This is a genomic window from uncultured Methylophaga sp. (assembly GCF_947259025.1).
Taxonomy (GTDB): Bacteria; Pseudomonadota; Gammaproteobacteria; order Nitrosococcales; family Methylophagaceae; genus Methylophaga.
In genome coordinates, this window is the sequence record NZ_CAMYKO010000002.1 from 307,037 (window position 1) to 326,791 (window position 19,755).

A 19,755-nucleotide genomic window follows, 5' to 3' on the forward strand; every position below is an offset into this window, starting at 1 on the left:
AATAAAACTGTAACAGTTGATTGTGAATGTACCATGACAATCCTAGCCGTTGGTGATCCACAACACCTGATAGGGGGCGAGGGTGAAGACTTCGGTGCTTTCATCAAAAATATGACCACTGATCAAATCCCACCAGCGGTCAGTCACAATCAGGTTGAGTTCGGCAATCCGCAGTGGCTGCGGCGTGTCGCTGACATTAAAAATACAAAAAATACTTTGCCTTCTGTCCATACTCTGCCGCCAGAAGCCGAACAATTGTTCGCCCATATGCAAAGTGAACTGGGTGGCATTGGGGTGAAAAGCGCGCTGTTGCTGGCGCAGATGTACCAGTTTTTTGAGCAGACCGGAGACCTTGGCATGCTGTGACTCGGGATTGGCAAGCTCACTCTGTAGCTGCTCATAGTCCCACTCGTGGCGATTGATACCGCGGTTTTGTCCGCTGCGTTCGAGTTTTTCCATATCGTTACTGGTCGCCAGCAGACTGTGGATATAAATACCGGGAATGCCTTCCAGTGCCAGCATAATCGCATGAGCGCAGATAAAACGGTCAATATTCCATTCATCCTTGCCCTGAGTCGTGCCCTGCAAGGCATCAAATAGTGAGATATTGATTTCATAGGGCTTTTTCACACCATTGTCGCCGGCGCGCCAGGAAATCTGGCCGCCAAACTGCTGCATCGTGCTGATCAGTGAGGCGATTTCTGAATCTGACAGCAGGCCTTCAGCGGGTCTCAGACCAATGCCGTCATGCGAGGCAATAAAGTTGAAATAAGCGGTGCCGTTCTGCGCCGGCGGCATGCTCATCAGCCATTGTTTGAGATAAAAACAGTTGCCGGTGACCAGCGTGTTCACCAGCAGTGGCGGAAGGGAGAAATTGTAAATGCAGTGGGCTTCGTTGGCATTACCGAAATAACTGAGGTTTTCACGGTTGGGAATATTGGTTTCAGTAATGATCACGGCATCGGGCTGCGCATGCTGGATCAGGCTGCGCATTAGCCTCACCACTTCATGCGTTTCTGCCAGATTGAGGCAGCTGGTCCCCGGTTTTTTCCATAGAAAGGCCACCGCATCAAGACGGAAAATACGTATGCCCTTATCCAGGTAAAAGCGCACAATTTGGATAAATTCTTTCAGCACTTCAAGATTGCGGAAATCAAAATCCACCTGGGTATGGCTGAAGGTGCACCAGACATACTTTGTGCCATCAGCAGTTTCGGTCTCGCGCAGCAGCGGGCTGGTACGTGGCCGCACCACCTGGCTGACCGGGGTATCGGGTGCGGTGGTGTAGAAATAATCATGACCCGGTCCTTCGCCCTTGATGAAGTTATCAAACCACTCACCGCTGCTGGAACCATGGTTAATGACCAGATCGGCCATCAGCCGGTAGTCGCCGGCAATGGCTTCAATATCGTCCCAGTCACCCAGTTTGTCATTGACCTGGTAATAATCCATGACGGCAAACCCGTCATCGGAGCAGAACGGGAAGAAAGGCAGGATATGTACACCGTTGATAAAACCTTTGACCTCGGCATCAAGGAAGCGATGCAGGGTTTTCAACGGCGCTTCGTCTTGCTGTTGCACGCTGTTGCCATAGGTGATCAGCACCATATCCTGCTGATCCCAGTTGTTCTTGTGCGGGACGGTGTCGTGAAACTCCTCGTCCAGTCGCATAAGCGTGATGATTTCCTTGCACAAAGCATCGACCGAAAGCTGCGGTGCAACCTCATGGTAAATCGCCCGCAGGTGGTAACTGACGGTTTGTTTCAGTAAATGCAGTTGTTCTTCACTGGCTGTCATTAATCTCAGATCCTCAGGCAGAAAATTCCTGGTAGTCGGCTTCTACGGCTTCATACAGGCGTTCAAAGATATCCGGCAATGCGCTCTGGACACGGCTCCAGCTTGGCGTGAACGGGGTTTCCATCGGGTTTTCCAGAAACATCTGACCGGCATCCATAATGTTCTTGGCAAACATTTCCACCGATTCTTCTTCCTGGTGAATATCAAAGTTGAGCCCGTTCATCACCGCATCATTGCGATAGGTTTCCACGAAATCGAGCGCAATCCGGTAGTAGGTTGCCTTGAGGCTGCGGAAGGCTTCCGGTGAGAACACCACGCCCTTGGTGGCCAGTTTGCGGAACAGAGATTTGGCAATATCGATCGACATTTTTGACAGGCCGCCACGCTGGTCATCCAGCGATAAGTCCTGGTGTTTATGATCATAGGCATCGGCTACATCGACCTGACACAGTCGGTTATTGGCGTAGTTGCGGTGCATTTCCGACAATACGCCGATTTCCAGCCCCCAGTCGCTGGGAATACGGATATCGGTCAGCACATCACGACGGAAGGAAAACTCACCGGCCAACGGGTAACGGTAGCTATCCATATATTCCAGGTAAGGGTGGGAGCCGATAACCGATTTCAGTGAACGGATTAACGGTGTCACCAGTAGCCGGTTCACGCGGCCATTAAGTTTGCCACCAGCCACGCGGGCGTAATAGCCCTTGCAGAACTCGTAGTTGAACATCGGGTTGGCCACCGGGTAAATCAGCCGAGCCAGCAGTTCGCTGGTGTAGGTGACGATATCGCAGTCATGCAGGGCAATCGATTCGGTCTTGCCTGAAGCCAGTATGTAGCCCATGCAATACCAGACATTGCGGCCTTTGCCCATTTCCTTGGGGGCCAGTCCCAGAGATTGCAGTTCGGCATCGATGGCTTTCAGTCTGGGGCCGTCATTCCACAGAATCCGGTGGTGCTGGGGCAGAGTATTAAAAAATTGAATGGCATGGCGATACTGGTTTTCATCCGCCCGATCCAGGCCAATGACGATTTCCGACAGATAAGGCACATTTTTCAATTGCTGCACGATATTGGGCAGCGCTTCCCCTTCCAGTTCAGAGAACAGGGAGGGCAGCAGCAGGCCCATCGGCCGTTGTTTGCTGAACTGCAGCAGGTCACTCTCCAGATCGGCGAGATGACGGTGAGTCAGGTTATGTAAGGTGGTAATAATCCCATTCTGGTAGAAATCAGCCATGATTGCCTCGGGGTTGCGTGGATGAATCGGGATGCAGCGTTGCATCGAGTATCTGATTAACACCTTCGGCCCAGCCTTTGGGCCCGGTGTGGGTGGAGATGGTCAGGTTCTGTTCGCGGTTGACGGTGGGCAGCGGATGGACCGGTGAGCGGATTAGCAGGGCATAGTCTGCCTGCTCCAGCATGGCCTGATCATTCTGACTGTCACCGATGGCCAGCGACAGCATGGTTTTATCGAGCTCGGCGGCCTGGAAAATCTGGGTCAGCCATCGTAAGGCCCGGCCTTTGTTACAGTCACCGGAGACATGCATGAACCGACCACCTTCGAGGATGTGGGCACCAGCCTGTTGCAGCTCTTCGATAAACTGTTGTTTGAGATTGCCGTTGCCCTGCCAGGCTATTGGCTCACCGAACTGTCGGCGTGCAGCCCGGGCCGCGGCGTGGACATTGAGTCCTGTCATCGCAATAATGCCGTCAATACCGGCATCGGTAAAAGTTTTGAATTCACCGGCATAACGGGGACGCAATTGCTCGATAAGCTGCTGCCACTTTTTACGTGGTTCAACAAAGGCTTTAATCCAGTAACCGTCTTTTTCTACCGTGTCTTCGGGTTGCTTTTCAAAGTAGCCGACTGGAATAAATACCGCCGCGCCGTTTTCAACAATGAACGGGTGGGCGTTGTTCAGACTGTCTCGCAGCAGTTCGACCTCGGCCTGGGTTTTACTGGTTACCGGCATGACCGGGATGTGTACAGAGGCCAGTGCCTTGAGCGTGGGAACGGCATCATCAAAATGATAGTTGTGATGATCAAGCAGGCTGCCGTCCATATCGGTAAAGATCAGCCATTGCTTGTCTTTCATGGCTGAGAGCTTAGGTGGTCTGGATGTCAGTTTGGTGATTTGCCGGGAGGCATTGAGTTCAAAAAGGTAGTGAACACGTTCGGGCAGAGTATTGAGGGTATTTTCTGTGATTCGCTGGTAAAACTTGATAAAGCGGGACAGTTGCAGTTCATCCATCACCTGGCTTTGCTGCTGCGCGTTTTGACGTAGCTTGTTTTCCTGTTCCAGCCGCCAGTTATAGATGCAGTCAAACGACGGGGCTTTCAGCATGATCCAGATATCAATCAGGTCAAACAAAGCGGGGTAGAAGCGGGCGAGCTGCTCATTAACGTAGCGGCGCCAGTGTCCGTCGCTGTCTTCATTGGCTTCCAGATCGTTAACCGCCTGTGAGAGTGCCGCCTCATCTTCGGCTGTGGCACCCAGGCACCAACCTTCCAGTAGTATGATGTCTACCGGTTCATTAATACATGATGCAAACTCGGGTGGAGACCGATCGTCGGTGGCTTTATTGAAACGTGGTACAAACACCGGCAGGTGTCGGTGCAGTAAATCACTCAAGGTTTTTCTTGCCAGGGCAATGTCATGGGTGCCGGGCACGCCACGCGTGGCCAGCAGCGGATGAATGCCCGAAGCCAGCGTTTGTCGCTCGTTGCGGGTGAAGTAAAAGTCATCCAGTGACAGGGTGACAGCGCGCAGGCCCTGTTGCTCGAGTAAAAACTGCAAACACGCCGCGAGGGTGCTTTTACCCGAGCCCTGAGCGCCGTTAATACCGACGATTAAGGGGCGCTTTGCACTATTATGGTGCGATTTTATCGTCTCTGACAGAGGGGCAAACCATTCCTTGATCAGTCCCCGGTAGCTGTCCGGTAACTGTTGCTGTCTGAGAAAGCCGGTAATATCAGTGTCCAGCATATCCGTGTCTCTTGCTCTGTTTTGAAAAGGTTAAAGCAGTCAACGCAATATTCGTACCGCGTGATACATTGACAGCTTTATTCAAGCTTAAAGACTGATAGAGCGGTTGTTTCAGACTTGCTGCTGGCAATGACCATCTTCGCACTGATGCACTTCAATTGTGATGTGTGACAGCCGGTCAAAGTCTTCCAGCAGGGCTTTGTAATATGCCGTGGGTCGTGGCCGGTCAGTAATAATGGTAATAATGGCAGCATAATGATGGGCGCTGAGGTGCCAGATATGAAAATCAGCAATGCGGTTATCAGCGTCCTCCTCTATGCGCTGGCGGATGGCGTCTCGATATTGTTCATCAATGCTGCCATCGAGCAGGATAGGGCTGGTTTCCCGAATCAGGCTGACCGCCCAGGCACTGATAATTAGTGCCCCGACAACGCCCATTACCGGATCCAGCCAGAACAGACCGGCCAGTTTGGCGGCGATCAGCGCTACGATAGCCAGGACCGAGGTCAATGCATCAGCTAATACGTGGATGTAGGCTGCTTTGAGGTTGTGATCATGATTTGGCGAATGCGCATGGCCATGATGGCCTTTCAGTAACAAAGCACTCACCAGATTGACACAGAGGCCGATAAAAGCCACCACGATAGCGGCGTTCAGTTGGATGTTATGCGGGTCAAACAGTCTTTCCACTGACTCCAGCAGCATCAATACTGCAACAACACCCAAGGCCACGGCACTGCTAAAACCGCCGAGCACACTGACTTTACCGGTACCAAACGCAAAAGCCGGGTTATCGGCATGTTTACTGGCGTAGTGATAAGCAAACAGGGTGATCAGAAAGGCGGCGACGTGGGTCGCCATATGCCAACCATCGGCGAGCAATGCCATTGAGCCGTATACAAGTCCGGCGATAATTTCCACCAGCATGGTGACAGCAGTCAGTAGCAAGACATAGCGAGTGCGGCGTGCGCCCTGCTGATTATCAATCACGAAGTCGTGATCCTGCTGCCATTGTTCAATACTGTGCTGGTGCATAATGCTTTGAATGCTGTCTGATCGCTCTGCTTCTATGCTATCAGAGTCAAGCTGGTATATTGCAGGCAAAAAAAAGGGGTGAACATTTGTTCACCCCAAGGCTCAGCACGTAGACAAGAGAGAAATTACAAACAACATGCAGCTGAAAGATTGTTTGTAGTTTTAATGTTGCATCAGCCGTGCCAAAAATAAATTTTATATATAAAACATATGGTTAACATTTTTGTCGCAGATTTATCTTATTATTTTGCTCAGTCTGAGTGCGTGTGGACTTAGCACTGCACCAAGATAAATCGGCAAGTAGGATGTTTATTTATAAGTCACTGCAATAAATATAAAAACACGTGTTTATTCATCCAGGCGCTGAGCAGATCCCAATTTAATAAATAGGATCATACAATCATATTTTTATCTCCATTCTTCTGTGCTAAGTTCCGATTAAAGTATAAAAATAACAAACAAATATGCATTTATTTGCATAAATAGGATGGAGAGAGTAAATATGAGTTCTGCTACAGAATGGACAGCCACGTCCATTCAGTCGATTATCGACCGACTAAAACACAAACCCGGGGCGATGCTGCCCATCCTGCATGCGATTCAGGATGAAGTGGGCTACATCCCTGAACAGGCGGTCAGCCAGATAGCTGACTCATTGTTGCAGACCCGTGCCGAAGTACATGGTGTGATTAGTTTTTATCATCATTTCAGAACCACGCCGCCGGGCCGTCATACCATCGAGATTTGCCGGGCTGAGGCCTGTCAGGCAATGGGCTGCCGCAGTCTTGAGCAGCATGCCAAAACGACGCTGGGTATTGATTACCATCAGACTACCGCCGATCGCCGCTTTTCAATGGAAGCGGTGTATTGTCTGGGCAACTGCGCCACAGCGCCGTCGATCCGTATTGATGATGATATCCATGGCCGTGTCAGTGTGGACAAATTTGATGCCCTGCTTGCCGATTATCAAAAGCAGATGCAGGAGGCCGGCTGATGACTGCACGTATTTATGTCCCCTGTGACACCACCGCCCTGTCACTGGGTGCGGATAGAGTGGCAGAGGCTATCCAGCTGGAAGCGGAAAAGCGCGATATCCCGATAGAAATCATTCGTAACGGCTCGCGCGGCATGCTGTGGCTGGAACCGCTGGTGGAAGTGCAAACAACCAGGGGAAGGATTGGCTATGCCGCGGTTGAGGCGACTCAGGTTGAGGCACTGTTTGATGCTGATTTTGTCAGTGGCGATGAGCAACACCCGGCTTGTATCGGCCTGGTTGAGGCCATGCCCTATCTGAAAAAACAGCAGCGGCTGACCTTTGCTCGTGCCGGTATTACTGATCCAGTGTCGCTGAATGATTATGAAAGTCTGGACGGTTACCGCGGGCTGAAAAATGCGCTCAAGCTGGAACCCCAGCAGATTGTGGATGAAGTTAAAGATTCCGGCCTGCGCGGCCGCGGCGGCGCGGCTTTCCCCACCGGTATTAAATGGCAGACCGTTCTTGATACCCCGTCCGAACAGAAGTACATCGTCTGTAATGCCGATGAGGGGGATTCCGGCACCTTTGCTGACCGACTGGTGATGGAATGTGACCCGTTCATGCTGATCGAAGGCATGACCATCGCCGGGCTCGCGGTGCATGCCACCCAGGGCTATATCTACCTGCGCTCGGAATACCCGGTTGCTCACAAGCTGCTTAACGAAGCTATTGAAAAGGCTTATCAGGCCGGTTATCTGGGCGACGATATTCTGGGCTCAGGCAAACATTTTGACCTGGAAGTACGCCTCGGTGCCGGCGCCTATATCTGCGGTGAGGAAACCTCATTACTCGACAGTCTGGAAGGCAAACGCGGACTGGTACGGGCCAAACCACCGTTACCGGCGATTATTGGTCTGTTCGGTCAGCCCACGGTGGTCAATAACGTGCTATCGCTGGCAGCGATTCCTTTTATTCTGGACAAAGGCGGTCAGGCCTACGCTGATTACGGTATGGGGCGCTCGCGCGGTACTTTGCCGTTGCAACTCGCCGGTAACGTCAAGCAGGGCGGCATGGTGGAACTGGCTTTCGGCATCACGCTGCGGGAACTGATGGAAGATTTCGGTGGCGGCACCCTGAGTGGGCGACCGTTGAAAGCGGTGCAGGTCGGCGGTCCACTCGGCGCCTATATGCCAGCAAGCCAGTGGGACACGCCGGTCGACTACGAGGAATTTTCCGCCGTTGATGCTGTGCTCGGCCACGGTGGTGTGGTGATGTTTGATGACACGGTTGATATGGGCGAACAGGCACGTTTCTCAATGGAGTTCTGCAAGATCGAATCCTGTGGTAAATGCACCCCCTGCCGGATTGGTTCCACCCGCGGGGTGGAAGTGATTGAGCGCATTCGCGACGGCAATAATGCTGACAAGAACTGGACCCTGCTGGAAGATCTCTGCGACACCATGATTGATGGGTCTTTATGCGCCATGGGCGGCATGACGCCATTTCCTGTTCAGAGCGTAATGAAATATTTCCCCGATGAGCTTAGAGCTCAAGGAGGCAAAGCATGAGAGTAGAAACCTTTAATCCTGACAAAGATTACGGCACGCCGGCCAGTGTTTCTGAGACGCTGGTGACGATCGAAGTTGATGGCGTTGAAGTCACTGTGCCTGATGGTACTTCGGTGATGCGCGCCGCCGCCCAGGCTGATATCAATATTCCCAAACTCTGCGCCACCGACAGCCTGGAATCATTCGGTTCCTGCCGCCTGTGTGCGGTACAGATTGAAGGCCATCGTGGTTATCCGGCCTCCTGTACCACCACCGTTTATGACGGGATGAAAGTCACCACTCAGAATGAAAAGCTGGGCAAACTCCGACGTAATGTGATGGAACTGTATATTTCCGATCATCCGCTGGATTGTCTGACCTGTCCGGCCAACGGTAACTGCGAGCTGCAGGATATGGCGGGTGATGTCGGACTGCGCGAAGTCCGCTACGGCTACAGTGGTGAAAATCATCTGGACAGCGAAAAAGACGAGTCCAACCCGTATTTCAGTTTTGACCCCAGCAAATGCATTGTCTGTTCACGCTGTGTGCGTGCCTGCGAGGAAACCCAGGGCACGTTTGCGTTGACCATCGATGGCCGTGGTTTCGACTCCAAGGTTTCAGCCGGTCAGAACGAAGCCTTTATGGATTCCGAGTGTGTATCCTGCGGTGCCTGTGTGCAGGCCTGCCCGACCTCGACGCTGATGGAAAAAAGCATTATCGATATGGGCCAGCCCGAACACAGCGTGATTACCACCTGCGCCTATTGCGGCGTGGGCTGTTCTTTCAAGGCGGAAATGAAAGGTGACAAGGTCGTCAACATGGTGCCTTACAAGGGCGGTGACGCCAATCACGGCCACTCCTGCGTGAAAGGCCGTTTTGCCTTCGGCTATGCCACCCACAAGGACCGCATTAAATCGCCGATGATCCGCAATGCGATTAATGAACCCTGGCAGGAAGTGAGCTGGGAAGAAGCCTATGCCTTTGCTGCCGAGAAACTGAAAGGCATTCAGGCCAAATACGGGCGTGACAGTGTCGGCGGCATTACCTCGTCACGCTGCACCAATGAAGAAGCCTACCTGGTGCAGAAACTGGTGCGCACGGCATTTGGCAACAACAACACTGATACCTGCGCCCGTGTCTGTCATTCACCCACCGGTTACGGTCTGAAAGTGACCATGGGCGAGTCGGCCGGTACCCAGAACTTTGACTCGGTAATGAAATCCGATGTCATTGTGGTGATCGGTGCCAACCCGACCGATGCCCACCCGGTATTTGGTTCGATGATGCGCCGCCGTCTGCGTGAGGGCGCGGAGTTGATTGTCGCAGACCCACGTCATATCGATTTGCTGAAAAGCCCGCACTTGAAGAAAGCCCAGCATCTGGCGCTGAAACCGGGCACCAATGTGGCGCTGATCAATGCCATAGCGCATGTTGTCGTGACCGAAGGCCTGGAAGATCAGGCCTTTGTGGAAAAACGATGCGACATGGACAGCTACAACGCCTGGCGTGAGTTCATCAAACAGGATCGGCACTCACCGGAAAGCGTCGAGGCGGTCACCGGTGTGGCGGCTGAGGCTATTCGCCGCGCCGCGATTACCTATGCCAAAGCCGAAAATGGCGCCATCTATTATGGCCTGGGCGTGACTGAACACAGTCAGGGTTCCACCATGGTGATGGGGATTGCCAACCTGGCGATGGCGACCGGCAATATTGGCCGCGAAGGCGTCGGTGTCAACCCGCTGCGCGGTCAGAACAATGTCCAGGGTTCCTGTGATATGGGCTCATTCCCGCATGAACTGCCGGGCTATCAGCACGTGTCCAATGCCGAGGCACGGGCCCATTTCGAACAGGTCTGGGGCGTACCGATTGATGATGAACCGGGTCTGCGAATCCCCAACATGTTCGATTCGGCGATTGCTGGTAGTTTCAAGGCACTCTACGTTCAGGGCGAGGATATTGCCCAGTCCGATCCGGGCACCCAGCATGTGGAAACGGCGCTACGCGCACTGGAATGCCTGATTGTGCAGGATTTGTTTCTCAACGAAACCGCCAAGTTTGCCCATGTGCTGTTACCGGGGTCCTCCTTCCTGGAGAAAAACGGCACTTTTACCAATGCCGAGCGCCGCATCAACCGGGTTCGCAAGGTGATGCCCGCCGTTGCCGGGAAAGAGGACTGGGAGATCACGATGGACTTGTCCAATGCATTAGGCTATCCGATGCATTATAATCATCCCTCTGAAATCATGGATGAAATTGCCAGTCTGACGCCCACCTTTACCGGTGTGAATTACCAGCGTCTGGATGAGCTGGGCAGTATCCAGTGGCCCTGTAACGATGACAACCCGGTCGGTATGCCCACCATGCACGTGGATGATTTTCCGATTGGCAAGGGCCGTTTCAGCGTGACCGAGTACGTGGCAACCGATGAGAAGACCAACAGTCGCTTCCCGCTGCTGCTGACCACCGGTCGCATCCTGTCCCAGTATAATGTCGGTGCTCAGACCCGGCGCACCAACAATCAGGTCTGGCACGATGAGGATCGGCTGGATCTGCATCCGCATGACGCGGAAGTCCGGGGCATCAAAGAAGATGACTGGGTGGGCATTACCAGCCGCGCCGGCCAGACCGTGTTGCGGGCCCGGATCACCGATAAAGTGCTGCCGGGTGTGGTCTACACCACTTTCCATCATCCGGGCAGTGGCGCCAATGTGATTACCACCGACAGCTCCGACTGGGCCACCAACTGTCCTGAATACAAGGTCACCGCGGTGCAGGTCGAGCGTGTCAGTCAGCCATCGGAATGGCAGCAGAACTTCAGGTCATTCGAGGCCCTGCAGTTGAAGCTGTTGCAGGGTAAAACGCAAACACAGACAGAGGCAGAAGCGAAGTAAATGCAAAACAAAGACGACACCGCCATTAATCTTGCGGTCACCGTGCATGAAGATGACACGGCAAGCCGCTGGAAGCACGACGACATCGCCGTCGAAGTGCCGGTGTCGCTCGTCTATAACTACATCTCGCATGCGGTAATGATGGCCACACCCAATGATTTGCAGGATTTTGCACTGGGTTTCAGCCTGACCGAAGACATTATTGCTGATGTCAGTGAAGTCAGTCATATCCATGTGCATTCGGGCAAAAACGGGATTACCGTTCGCATGCAGATTAGCGATGAGCGCTTTGAGGCTTTGCGTGAACGGCGCCGCAGCATGGTCGGACGCACGGGCTGTGGCCTGTGTGGCGTTGAGAGCCTCAAGCAGGCGATTCGGCCTGTCGAGCCGGTGCAGCCAGTGTCGGTTAGCGATGATGCCATACAGACGGCGCTGGCCAACATCAAGCAACACCAGCCACTGCAACAGACAACCGGTGCCACGCATGCTGCCGCCTGGTGTGATCTGGATGGCAACATTCTTCATGTCAGGGAGGATGTGGGACGCCACAATGCACTGGATAAGCTCATTGGTGCTTTCAAAAAAACTGAACTATCAATGCGGGATGGTTTTGTCCTGGTCACCAGCCGTGCCAGTTATGAAATGGTTCAGAAAAGCGCCAGTGCCGGTTTTGGCTGTCTGGTGGCGGTATCAGCGCCGACTTCGCTGGCCATTGAGCAGGCCCGGGAAGCCGGGCTAAAACTGGTTGGTTTTGCCCGCGATGGCCGCCATACCATCTACCATGACCCTGATATCGGTAACGGGCATGACAGCGCCCGACATGCAGTCTGAGGAACAATCGTAATGAGCCACAATCAACTGGACAGCCTTATCCGTATGGTTAACCAGATAGCCGCCAACAACGGCGCTTACCAGACCGAGGAAGCGGCTCAGCGTGTCGCCAGTCATATTCAGCGTTTCTGGGCACGCAGCATGAAAACGCTGATCATGGATTACTACCATGAAGGCGGCGAGGATCTCAGCCCAATAGCCAGACTGGCGGTAGCACAACTGGCACAGCCCAAAGAAGCTATTAGCTAGGCGGTATCAGGAATAAGCGTGACGGCGATCCCCATCCTGTCGCTGTTCCTGATGCTGGAACTGGGCATGCATCGCGCTGCTTGCATGGCGACGATCTTCGCCACTGCGGCGATCAGCGTAATGTTTGTAGGTACATTGACAGCGTGATGCATCACAGCCCGCCACCGGCAGGCTGCTGACCTCACGGGCCAGAAAACGTTGCCCCTCAAAGACTTTGACTGCACTACAAGCGTGAGTGCAGGGCACTATGGTTACCGCATGAAAGCGGTTGTCAGTCTTGCTGGCGTGTTTATCGCTGGTTCTGCGTAAGGGGGAGCGACTGCCTCGGGTTTCGGGCCAGAACCAGATGAGGCAGAGCAGGGCGGGAATGAGTAGCAAAAATAGCCAGTCGTTCATCACACGATCCTCCTGTCAGGGGCGGCTATGCCATCTCAGGAATGCTTATACACTGACTATATCACATCTAAATTGATGTTAGATCAATATCTTGCATGGGTTTAGCAAGAAGCTCAGTCCTGCTTTATCGGGGTGGGTTCGCGGTCATCGTTGATATGCACATAAGTGATCTCGGCACTGGCCACTTTGAGGATATGCTCGCGACCGGCTTGGCGTCGTTCAGCATAAACCTCAATGGTCAGGGTGAGCGAGGTCGTGCCGATTTTAATGTCCTCAGCGTAGATGCTGACGATGTCGCTGACCAGTACCGGTGCCAGAAAGCGGAAATCTCTTACCGCAACAGTGACCACCCGGCCTCCGGCACGGCGGCTGGCCACAATGCCGCCGGCGATATCACATTGCGACATCAGCCAGCCACCGAAAATATCTCCCGCCACATTGACATCATTGGGCCGCGCCATGATCCGTAAAATGGCGTGCTCCTCGGGTAATCTGGTCATTTAAAGTCCTTACTGGAGTGAGTCGTTATCATGGTGTGTAGGCATAATAAACGAGTGAATTTTAATATTGCCAGCCGATTTCGTGTCAGTTTCATCTTTCTGGTTTTAGCCATGCACAGATATATACAAGCATTTTTTTATCAGCAGGCCACTGACAGCTTTTCCTTAACGCCAGCATTGGGTATTTTCAGATAAATCACAATTATTGCCCAAACTTTGTTGGCGTGAACATGCCCTTGAACTAAGATGGTACCCGCAGTGTTAAACGCCTTAGAATGGCACCTGAGTAATTCATAAAAGGAATGTATCAACGCTGCAAAGATGAGCAGTCAGAGTAAAGCAATAGACAGGTACAACATAGATTGGCTTGGTGCAACGCAGAACATTGCCAACTGCGCCAGGGAATTTAAATGGGTATAAACAAAACATCAAAGCTTATTGAAAAGCGGTGACTTTTTTTCACAGGAAATTGCTGGATCAGCAGATTTAATTACTATGTCTGTTGTCATAAAAAGTCAGTCACAACGGAGAGAGATATGCGGATAAGGCACATACTGGGCGGTTTGAGCTGCCTGATGTTGATCACAGCTTGCTCAGTAGAAACCGATGAGGAATGGCCGCTTTTTGGTGGTAATGAACTACACCAGCGTCACAGCACGTTGACGGCTGTCACCCCTGCCAATGTGGATGCGCTCACTCCCTCCTGGGAGTTCAATACTGGTATCGAGGCGACTTTTCAGGCCACACCTATCGTTAAAAAAGGCGTGATGTATGTTTCTCTGCCATTTAACGACGTGGTGGCGCTGGATGCCGCCAGTGGCAAGAAGATCTGGCGTTACCGCCACGACTGGAACAAATCGCGTGAGATGTGCTGCGGCCCTGCTAACCGTGGTGTGGCTGTCGCTAATGGCCGCGTTTTCATGGGCACGGTAGATGGTCGTCTCATCGCGCTTGATGCCGGCAATGGGAAGAAAGTCTGGGACCAAGATGTCACCAAAGGACAAAGCGGTATCCGAGAGGATATCAACAGCCTGGCTGATGACACCGAAGGTCAGGTCTCGGGCACGTCCGGTGCCGGGCTCAATATGGCGCCGATGGTCTACCAGGATAAGGTGATTATCGGTATCACTGGGGTCGGTTACGGGCTGCATCTGGACTCTCCCGACCCTGATGCGCCATTGGGTGCAGTGGTCGGTATTGCCGGTAAATACGGGCGCCGAGGTTTTCTGGCGGCTTTTGACGTCGATAGTGGTGAGCCGTTATGGCAATTTGATACTGTCCCGGAACAGGGATGGGAAGGTAACTTTGTCGCCACTACGCCCGATGGTGAACCCCTGCCGCGTGATCTGGAAGCAGAAAAAGCCGCAGCAGCAGATTATGCTGATGCCTGGCGTTATGGCGGGGGCTCGGCCTGGAGTACACCGGCTATAGACCACGAGACCGAAACCCTGTTCTTCGGCACCGGCAACCCCTCACCGCAAATGGAGGGATCTTCCCGTCCCGGCGATAATCTCTATACCTCATCGCTGGTCGCGCTGGATGCCAACACCGGTAAGATAAAATGGTACTTCCAGCAGGTGCCGCATGATATGTGGGGCTATGATGTAGCCAGTCCGCCGGTGTTATTCGATGTGCAGCGAGACGGTGAGCGTATCCCGGCAGTGGGTCAGGCAGGGAAAACCGGCTGGTTTTATGTACTCAACCGCAACACTGGCAAACTGTTGTTCAAAAGTGATGCCTATGTCCCGCAGCAGAATATGTTCCAGTCGCCATCCAGTGACGGCACAGTGATTTATCCCGGCGTGCTGGGTGGCTCCAACTGGTCACCGGTGTCTGTCGACGCTGAGCGCCGCCTGGTATTCATTGCCGGTATTCACTGGCCGGTGAATTACAGTCTTCACAAACTGGAGAGCAAGCAGGGCGAAGAAGATCTGCAGTACTCCTCGATGTCGCCGCTAGATACCGATGAGCGATACGGTCTGCTCAGTGCCATCAACATCGATACCGGTAAACTGGTTTGGCAGCACAAAACTGATAACCCGCTGCTGGGCGGTGTGCTGAGCACGGCAAGTGGTCTGGTATTCAGTGGTGAGGGCAGTGGAGAACTATTTGCATTGGATGCCGAGAACGGCGAAAAACTTTGGTCAGGGGAGACTACAGCGGGTGTCAATGCACCGCCAATCAGTTACCAGATCGACGGTAAGCAATATATTGCCGTTACCGCTGGTGGTAATAAGCTGTTCGGTTATAAATCCGGTGACAGCATCAAGACATGGACGCTGCCCTGAGCAGCAAGCGGTGGATTCAACTGAAACAAGGCATCAGGAGAGTGGTGCCTTTTTCTTTTGGAAGAGGGGAACATCCCTGTCCTGAACGCCTGCAGCCAGATTGCATCGTCCCGTGTCCCTTAAAGACAGAGTGAGCTTATCTGATACAGCAGATAACCCCTAGAATGCGGGGGCGGGACTCAACGAGGCCAGCATTAAATCCACATGCGGGCGCGCATGATGAGGCAGGCGGCGGTGGCAAGGCTTACGCCTGATAGAAAGGCAAAGACGTTATCCAGCGCTATAGGGATGGAAAAACCTGAACCCAGGTAAAAGAAAGGCATGATGTTGTAGAGCGGCGCAGGCAGCATGATTAACGATCCTTGTTAATTTTGAGAACTGCTTCACACTATAGCGTTGTTAAACCTGCCAGTGCAATAGGGCATTATGCCTTTATCAACATGGGTTAAATCTGCCAGAGCAGACTGCAATCGGGTGTTATTCAGATAGAGACTGGCATCCCTGCCCGGAACGCCGCCGTCCGGTTGGCAGCGCTCCTTTTCCGTTATCGATAGCATCGCTTATCAGCAGGCCTATAACGACCCCTTATTTGAGGGGGCGGGGGGGAATTTCAGGCAAAAAAAAGCCCTGCAAAAAATTGCAGGGCTTTTTGATATTTTGTTTGGCTCCCCGAGCTGGACTCGAACCAGCGACCCAATGATTAACAGTCATTTGCTCTACCAACTGAGCTATCGGGGAACAGAAAGATGCGTATGATAGAGGCTTGCACAGGGCGGGTCAAGCCTTGTCATACATAAATTTGCTAGCCAATAAATTCCGCCAGTCGTTTCAGTGCGTTACGCAGGTTGTCTTCGCTGGTGGCAATCGACAGGCGCACATGATTCTTAAGGCCAAATGCGCTGCCCGGCACCACGGCGACACCCTTATCAACCAGCAGAGCTTCGGCAAAATCCATATCGTCCTTCAACTCGGGTTTGCTTTCCAGCACACCGGCGATGTTGGGAAAGACATAAAAGGTGCCGTGCGTTTGCAGGCAGTCGATGCCGGGCATTGCATTGAGGCTTTCAACCACAAAGTCATGGCGTTTTTTGAATTCGCTCAGCATGCTGTCGATGCAAGACTGATCGCCGTCCAGGGCTTCCACCGCTGCCGCCTGTGAAATCGAGGCCGGGTTGGAGGTGCTTTGTGACTGCACTTTCTTCATTGCGGCAATCAAGTTAGCCGGACCGGCCGCATAACCGATGCGCCAGCCGGTCATTGAATAGGCCTTGGAGACGCCGTTCATGACCAGGGTGCGGTCATAGAAATCGGGGTTGGCATTGACGATATTGCAGAACGGTTCATCCGCCCAGTAAATATGCTCGTACATATCATCAGTGGCAATGAAAATATCCGGGTGCTTGCGCAGCACTTCACCCAGCGCTTTGAGCTCAGCATCGGTATAGGCCATGCCTGTTGGGTTGGACGGGCTGTTAATTACAAACAGGCGAGTTTTGTCTGTAATCGCTGCTTCCAGTTGTTCTGGGGTGATCTTGAACTGGTTGTCCTGACCGGCTTCGATAATGACGGGCTTGGCACCGGCCAGCAGGGTCATATCCGGATAAGACACCCAGTAAGGCGCCGGTATAATAACCTCATCGCCTTCCTGCAGATAAGCCTGAGCCAGGTTGAAAAAGCTCTGCTTGCCCCCCACTGAAACCAGGATCTGATTGGCTTCGTAATTGAGTTGCTGATCACGGGCGAACTTTTTGATGATAGCCTGTTTCAAATCTGGCGTACCATCAACCGGCGTATACTTGGTTTTACCGCTGTTGATCGCTTCGATAGCAGCCTGTTTGATGTGGTCGGGGGTATCAAAGTCGGGTTCACCCGCACCCAGACCAATCACGTCTTTCCCTTCGGCTCTGAGTGCCGCGGCTCGGGCAGTAATCGCCAGGGTGGGAGAGGGTTTGATGTTTTGAACGCGTTGGGAGAGCTTGATAGTCAAAATCTTTCCTTCAGTAATACAAACACTACTTAATAATAACCACCAGTAATATACGCCAAACCTAATCGATGCTAAAGATGTATGAATAAAGAATTACAGTTAGTCAGCGAATTTTCACCGGCCGGCGATCAGCCCAAAGCCATCAGCACCTTGATCGAAGGTCTGGAAAACGGCGAGATGTGGCAAACCCTGCTCGGGGTGACCGGTTCCGGCAAGACCTTTACCATCGCCAATGTCGCGCAGGCAGTGCAGCGGCCGGTGATGGTTCTGGCCCCCAACAAGACACTGGCGGCCCAGCTCTACAGTGAAATGAAAGAGTTTTTTCCGCATAACGCGGTGGAATATTTCGTTTCCTATTATGACTACTATCAGCCTGAAGCCTATGTGCCGTCGTCGGATACCTTTATCGACAAGGACGCCTCGGTCAACGAGCAGATTGAACAAATGCGGCTGTCGGCAACCAAGGCGATTCTGGAGCGGCGCGATGCGATTATTGTCTCCAGTGTGTCCTGCATTTATGGTCTGGGTGAAAAGGATGCCTACCTGGAAATGGTCTTGCACCTGGTTCAGGGCGATGTCATCAGCCAGCGCGATATTCTGCGCCGACTGACCGAACTGCAATATACCCGCAACGATATTGAACTGCATCGCGGCACCTACCGCGTGCGGGGAGAAGTCATTGATATTTTCCCGGCCGAATCCGAGCGTGATGCAGTGCGGGTAGAGTTGTTCGATGATGAAATCGAGCAAATCAGTTATTTCGATCCGCTGACGGGTGAATTGCTACAACGCCTGAGCCGGATCACGATTTATCCCAAAACACACTACGTCACACCGCGTGACAGCCTGCTGAAAGCCGTCGATGCTATCAAGGAAGAGTTGCGCGAACGTCTGAAAGATTTGAATGACCAGAACAAGCTGGTGGAAGCCCAGCGGCTGGAACAGCGCACCCGTTTTGATATCGAAATGCTGCTGGAACTGGGTTACTGCAACGGGATTGAAAACTACTCCCGTCATCTGTCGGGGCGCAATGGGGGGGAAGCACCGCCTACCTTGTTTGACTACCTGCCGGATGATGCGGTGCTGGTCATCGACGAGAGTCACGTGATGGTGCCGCAGATCGGTGCTATGTACAAAGGCGACCGCTCACGCAAGCAAACGCTGGTGGACTATGGTTTCCGTCTGCCCTCGGCCATGGATAACCGCCCCCTGCGCTTCGAAGAATGGGAACAGCTGGCACCCCAAACGATTTTTGTCTCGGCAACCCCCGGCAAATACGAAGAAGCACATTCCAGCACCGTGGTCGAGCAGGTCGTGCGGCCTACCGGTCTGGTCGATCCGCAGGTGGAAATCCGTCCGGTCAGTACCCAGGTCGATGATTTGCTGTCCGAGGTCAACAAGCGCAGCAAAGTCAATGAACGGGTGCTGGTGACCACCTTAACCAAGCGTATGGCTGAAGATCTCACCGAATACCTGCGCGAACACAACGTCAAGGTGCGCTACCTGCATTCGGATATTGATACCGTCGAGCGGGTGGAGATCATCCGTGATCTGCGTCTGGGTGAGTTCGATGTGCTGGTCGGGATTAACTTGCTTAGGGAAGGGCTGGATATACCGGAAGTCTCACTGGTGGCGATTCTCGATGCTGACAAGGAAGGCTTCCTGCGCAGTGACCGTTCATTGATCCAGACCATTGGCCGCGCCGCCCGTAACCTTAACGGCAGGGCCATTCTCTATGCTGATGAAATCACCGGCTCGATGAAGCGGGCAATGGATGAAACCGAGCGTCGCCGTGAAAAACAGGTCGCCTTTAATGAAGAACACGGCATTACCCCGCAGGGGATCAAAAAGGCCATCCGTACCGGCATGGACGATATGCCTGAGAAGAGCGGCAAGAAGCAGTTTGCCAAGGTCGCCGAAGAGCAGGCCGAGTATGCCTCTTTGACGCCGCAGCAACTGGCCAAGCGGATCAATAAAATCGAACAGGCCATGTACAAGCATGCGCAAAACCTGGAGTTTGAAGATGCTGCCAAGCTGCGCGATGAACTGGAACATTTGCGTAAAGTGGCGCTGGGGCCGGTTGCGGTGTAAAAGGCTTGCAATATGAGTCAGGCTGCGTATAATTTCGCAGCTTCCACGGCAGGCACGTAGCTCAGTTGGTTAGAGCACCACCTTGACATGGTGGGGGTCGGTGGTTCGAATCCACTCGTGCCTACCAGATTTTCAAAAGCACCCCAGGGTGCTTTTTTGGTTTTTAAGGCCCCTCGTATA

The 19,755-nt window shown here is 52.9% G+C and carries 15 protein-coding genes and 2 tRNA genes; 8 read left to right on the forward strand and 9 right to left on the reverse strand.

Going from position 1 to position 19,755, the window contains the following annotated elements:
- Nucleotides 1-42 precede the first annotated feature (42 nt).
- From Q0X64_RS02630 to dmeF, 4 genes are all read right to left on the reverse strand, one after another.
- The gene (locus Q0X64_RS02630) at nt 43-1,797 is read right to left on the reverse strand and encodes a sugar phosphorylase (protein WP_297808693.1); all 1,755 of its coding nucleotides are present in this window, start codon (nt 1,795-1,797) and stop codon (nt 43-45) included.
- 13 nt (nt 1,798-1,810) lie between these two features.
- Nucleotides 1,811-3,034 carry a glycosyl transferase gene (locus tag Q0X64_RS02635; RefSeq protein ID WP_297808812.1) on the reverse strand — a complete coding sequence of 408 codons (1,224 nt, stop codon included), beginning with the start codon at nt 3,032-3,034 and terminating at the stop codon, nt 1,811-1,813.
- Entirely contained in the window at nt 3,027-4,784 is a 1,758-nt protein-coding gene (locus tag Q0X64_RS02640; RefSeq protein ID WP_297808695.1) for an HAD-IIB family hydrolase, read from the reverse strand. Before Q0X64_RS02640 ends, Q0X64_RS02635 begins: the two co-directional genes overlap by 8 nt.
- Before the next feature lie 111 nt (nt 4,785-4,895).
- Nucleotides 4,896-5,819, reverse strand: coding sequence for a CDF family Co(II)/Ni(II) efflux transporter DmeF (gene dmeF / locus Q0X64_RS02645; protein WP_297808698.1), 924 nt, complete (start codon nt 5,817-5,819; stop codon nt 4,896-4,898).
- Between the two features lie 502 nt (nt 5,820-6,321).
- Between dmeF and Q0X64_RS02650 the strand changes: the two genes are divergently transcribed.
- Genes Q0X64_RS02650 through Q0X64_RS02670 form a run of 5 tightly spaced genes read left to right on the forward strand, consistent with a single transcriptional unit; the run spans nt 6,322 to nt 12,313 of the window.
- A complete protein-coding gene (locus Q0X64_RS02650; RefSeq protein WP_297808700.1) occupies nt 6,322-6,813 on the forward strand; it encodes a formate dehydrogenase subunit gamma in 492 nt (163 codons plus the stop codon).
- The gene (locus tag Q0X64_RS02655) at nt 6,813-8,363 is read left to right on the forward strand and encodes an NADH-quinone oxidoreductase subunit NuoF (protein ID WP_297808702.1); all 1,551 of its coding nucleotides are present in this window, start codon (nt 6,813-6,815) and stop codon (nt 8,361-8,363) included. Before Q0X64_RS02650 ends, Q0X64_RS02655 begins: the two co-directional genes overlap by 1 nt.
- Nucleotides 8,360-11,233 (forward strand): formate dehydrogenase subunit alpha, encoded by a 2,874-nt coding sequence (gene fdhF, locus Q0X64_RS02660; RefSeq protein ID WP_297808705.1) that lies wholly within the window; start codon nt 8,360-8,362, stop codon nt 11,231-11,233. Before Q0X64_RS02655 ends, fdhF begins: the two co-directional genes overlap by 4 nt.
- Nucleotides 11,234-12,064 carry a formate dehydrogenase accessory sulfurtransferase FdhD gene (fdhD, locus tag Q0X64_RS02665; RefSeq protein ID WP_297808708.1) on the forward strand — a complete coding sequence of 277 codons (831 nt, stop codon included), beginning with the start codon at nt 11,234-11,236 and terminating at the stop codon, nt 12,062-12,064. It abuts the gene before it with no gap.
- Nucleotides 12,065-12,076: 12 nt separating this feature from the next.
- Nucleotides 12,077-12,313: a formate dehydrogenase subunit delta gene (locus tag Q0X64_RS02670; protein WP_297808712.1), complete on the forward strand. Its 237-nt coding sequence runs from the start codon at nt 12,077-12,079 to the stop codon at nt 12,311-12,313.
- Between the two features lie 6 nt (nt 12,314-12,319).
- On the opposite strand, the gene Q0X64_RS02675 is transcribed toward Q0X64_RS02670, so the two are convergent.
- Together Q0X64_RS02675 and Q0X64_RS02680 are read right to left on the reverse strand one after the other, a co-directional pair.
- Nucleotides 12,320-12,709 carry a hypothetical protein gene (locus Q0X64_RS02675; protein ID WP_297808715.1) on the reverse strand — a complete coding sequence of 130 codons (390 nt, stop codon included), beginning with the start codon at nt 12,707-12,709 and terminating at the stop codon, nt 12,320-12,322.
- Between the two features lie 113 nt (nt 12,710-12,822).
- A complete protein-coding gene (locus Q0X64_RS02680; RefSeq protein ID WP_297808717.1) occupies nt 12,823-13,209 on the reverse strand; it encodes an acyl-CoA thioesterase in 387 nt (128 codons plus the stop codon).
- A 575-nt stretch (nt 13,210-13,784) separates the two neighbouring features.
- Between Q0X64_RS02680 and Q0X64_RS02685 the strand changes: the two genes are divergently transcribed.
- Nucleotides 13,785-15,497, forward strand: coding sequence for a PQQ-binding-like beta-propeller repeat protein (locus Q0X64_RS02685; protein ID WP_297808719.1), 1,713 nt, complete (start codon nt 13,785-13,787; stop codon nt 15,495-15,497).
- 194 nt (nt 15,498-15,691) lie between these two features.
- Here Q0X64_RS02685 and Q0X64_RS02690 read toward each other — a convergent pair whose 3' ends face one another.
- The 3 genes from Q0X64_RS02690 to Q0X64_RS02700 form a co-directional block, all read right to left on the reverse strand.
- Nucleotides 15,692-15,847, reverse strand: a complete 156-nt coding sequence (locus Q0X64_RS02690; RefSeq protein ID WP_297808722.1) for a hypothetical protein — start codon at nt 15,845-15,847, stop codon at nt 15,692-15,694.
- A gap of 312 nt (nt 15,848-16,159) precedes the next feature.
- Nucleotides 16,160-16,235: transfer RNA gene (locus Q0X64_RS02695), tRNA-Asn, on the reverse strand.
- A gap of 64 nt (nt 16,236-16,299) precedes the next feature.
- On the reverse strand, nt 16,300-17,484 hold the full coding sequence (locus Q0X64_RS02700) for a pyridoxal phosphate-dependent aminotransferase (protein WP_297808725.1): 1,185 nt from the start codon (nt 17,482-17,484) through the stop codon (nt 16,300-16,302).
- 81 nt (nt 17,485-17,565) lie between these two features.
- Here Q0X64_RS02700 and uvrB point away from each other — a divergent pair, with 81 nt between their 5' ends.
- Nucleotides 17,566-19,575: an excinuclease ABC subunit UvrB gene (uvrB, locus tag Q0X64_RS02705; protein WP_297808727.1), complete on the forward strand. Its 2,010-nt coding sequence runs from the start codon at nt 17,566-17,568 to the stop codon at nt 19,573-19,575.
- Between the two features lie 50 nt (nt 19,576-19,625).
- Nucleotides 19,626-19,702: transfer RNA gene (locus Q0X64_RS02710), tRNA-Val, on the forward strand.
- Nucleotides 19,703-19,755 lie beyond the last annotated feature (53 nt).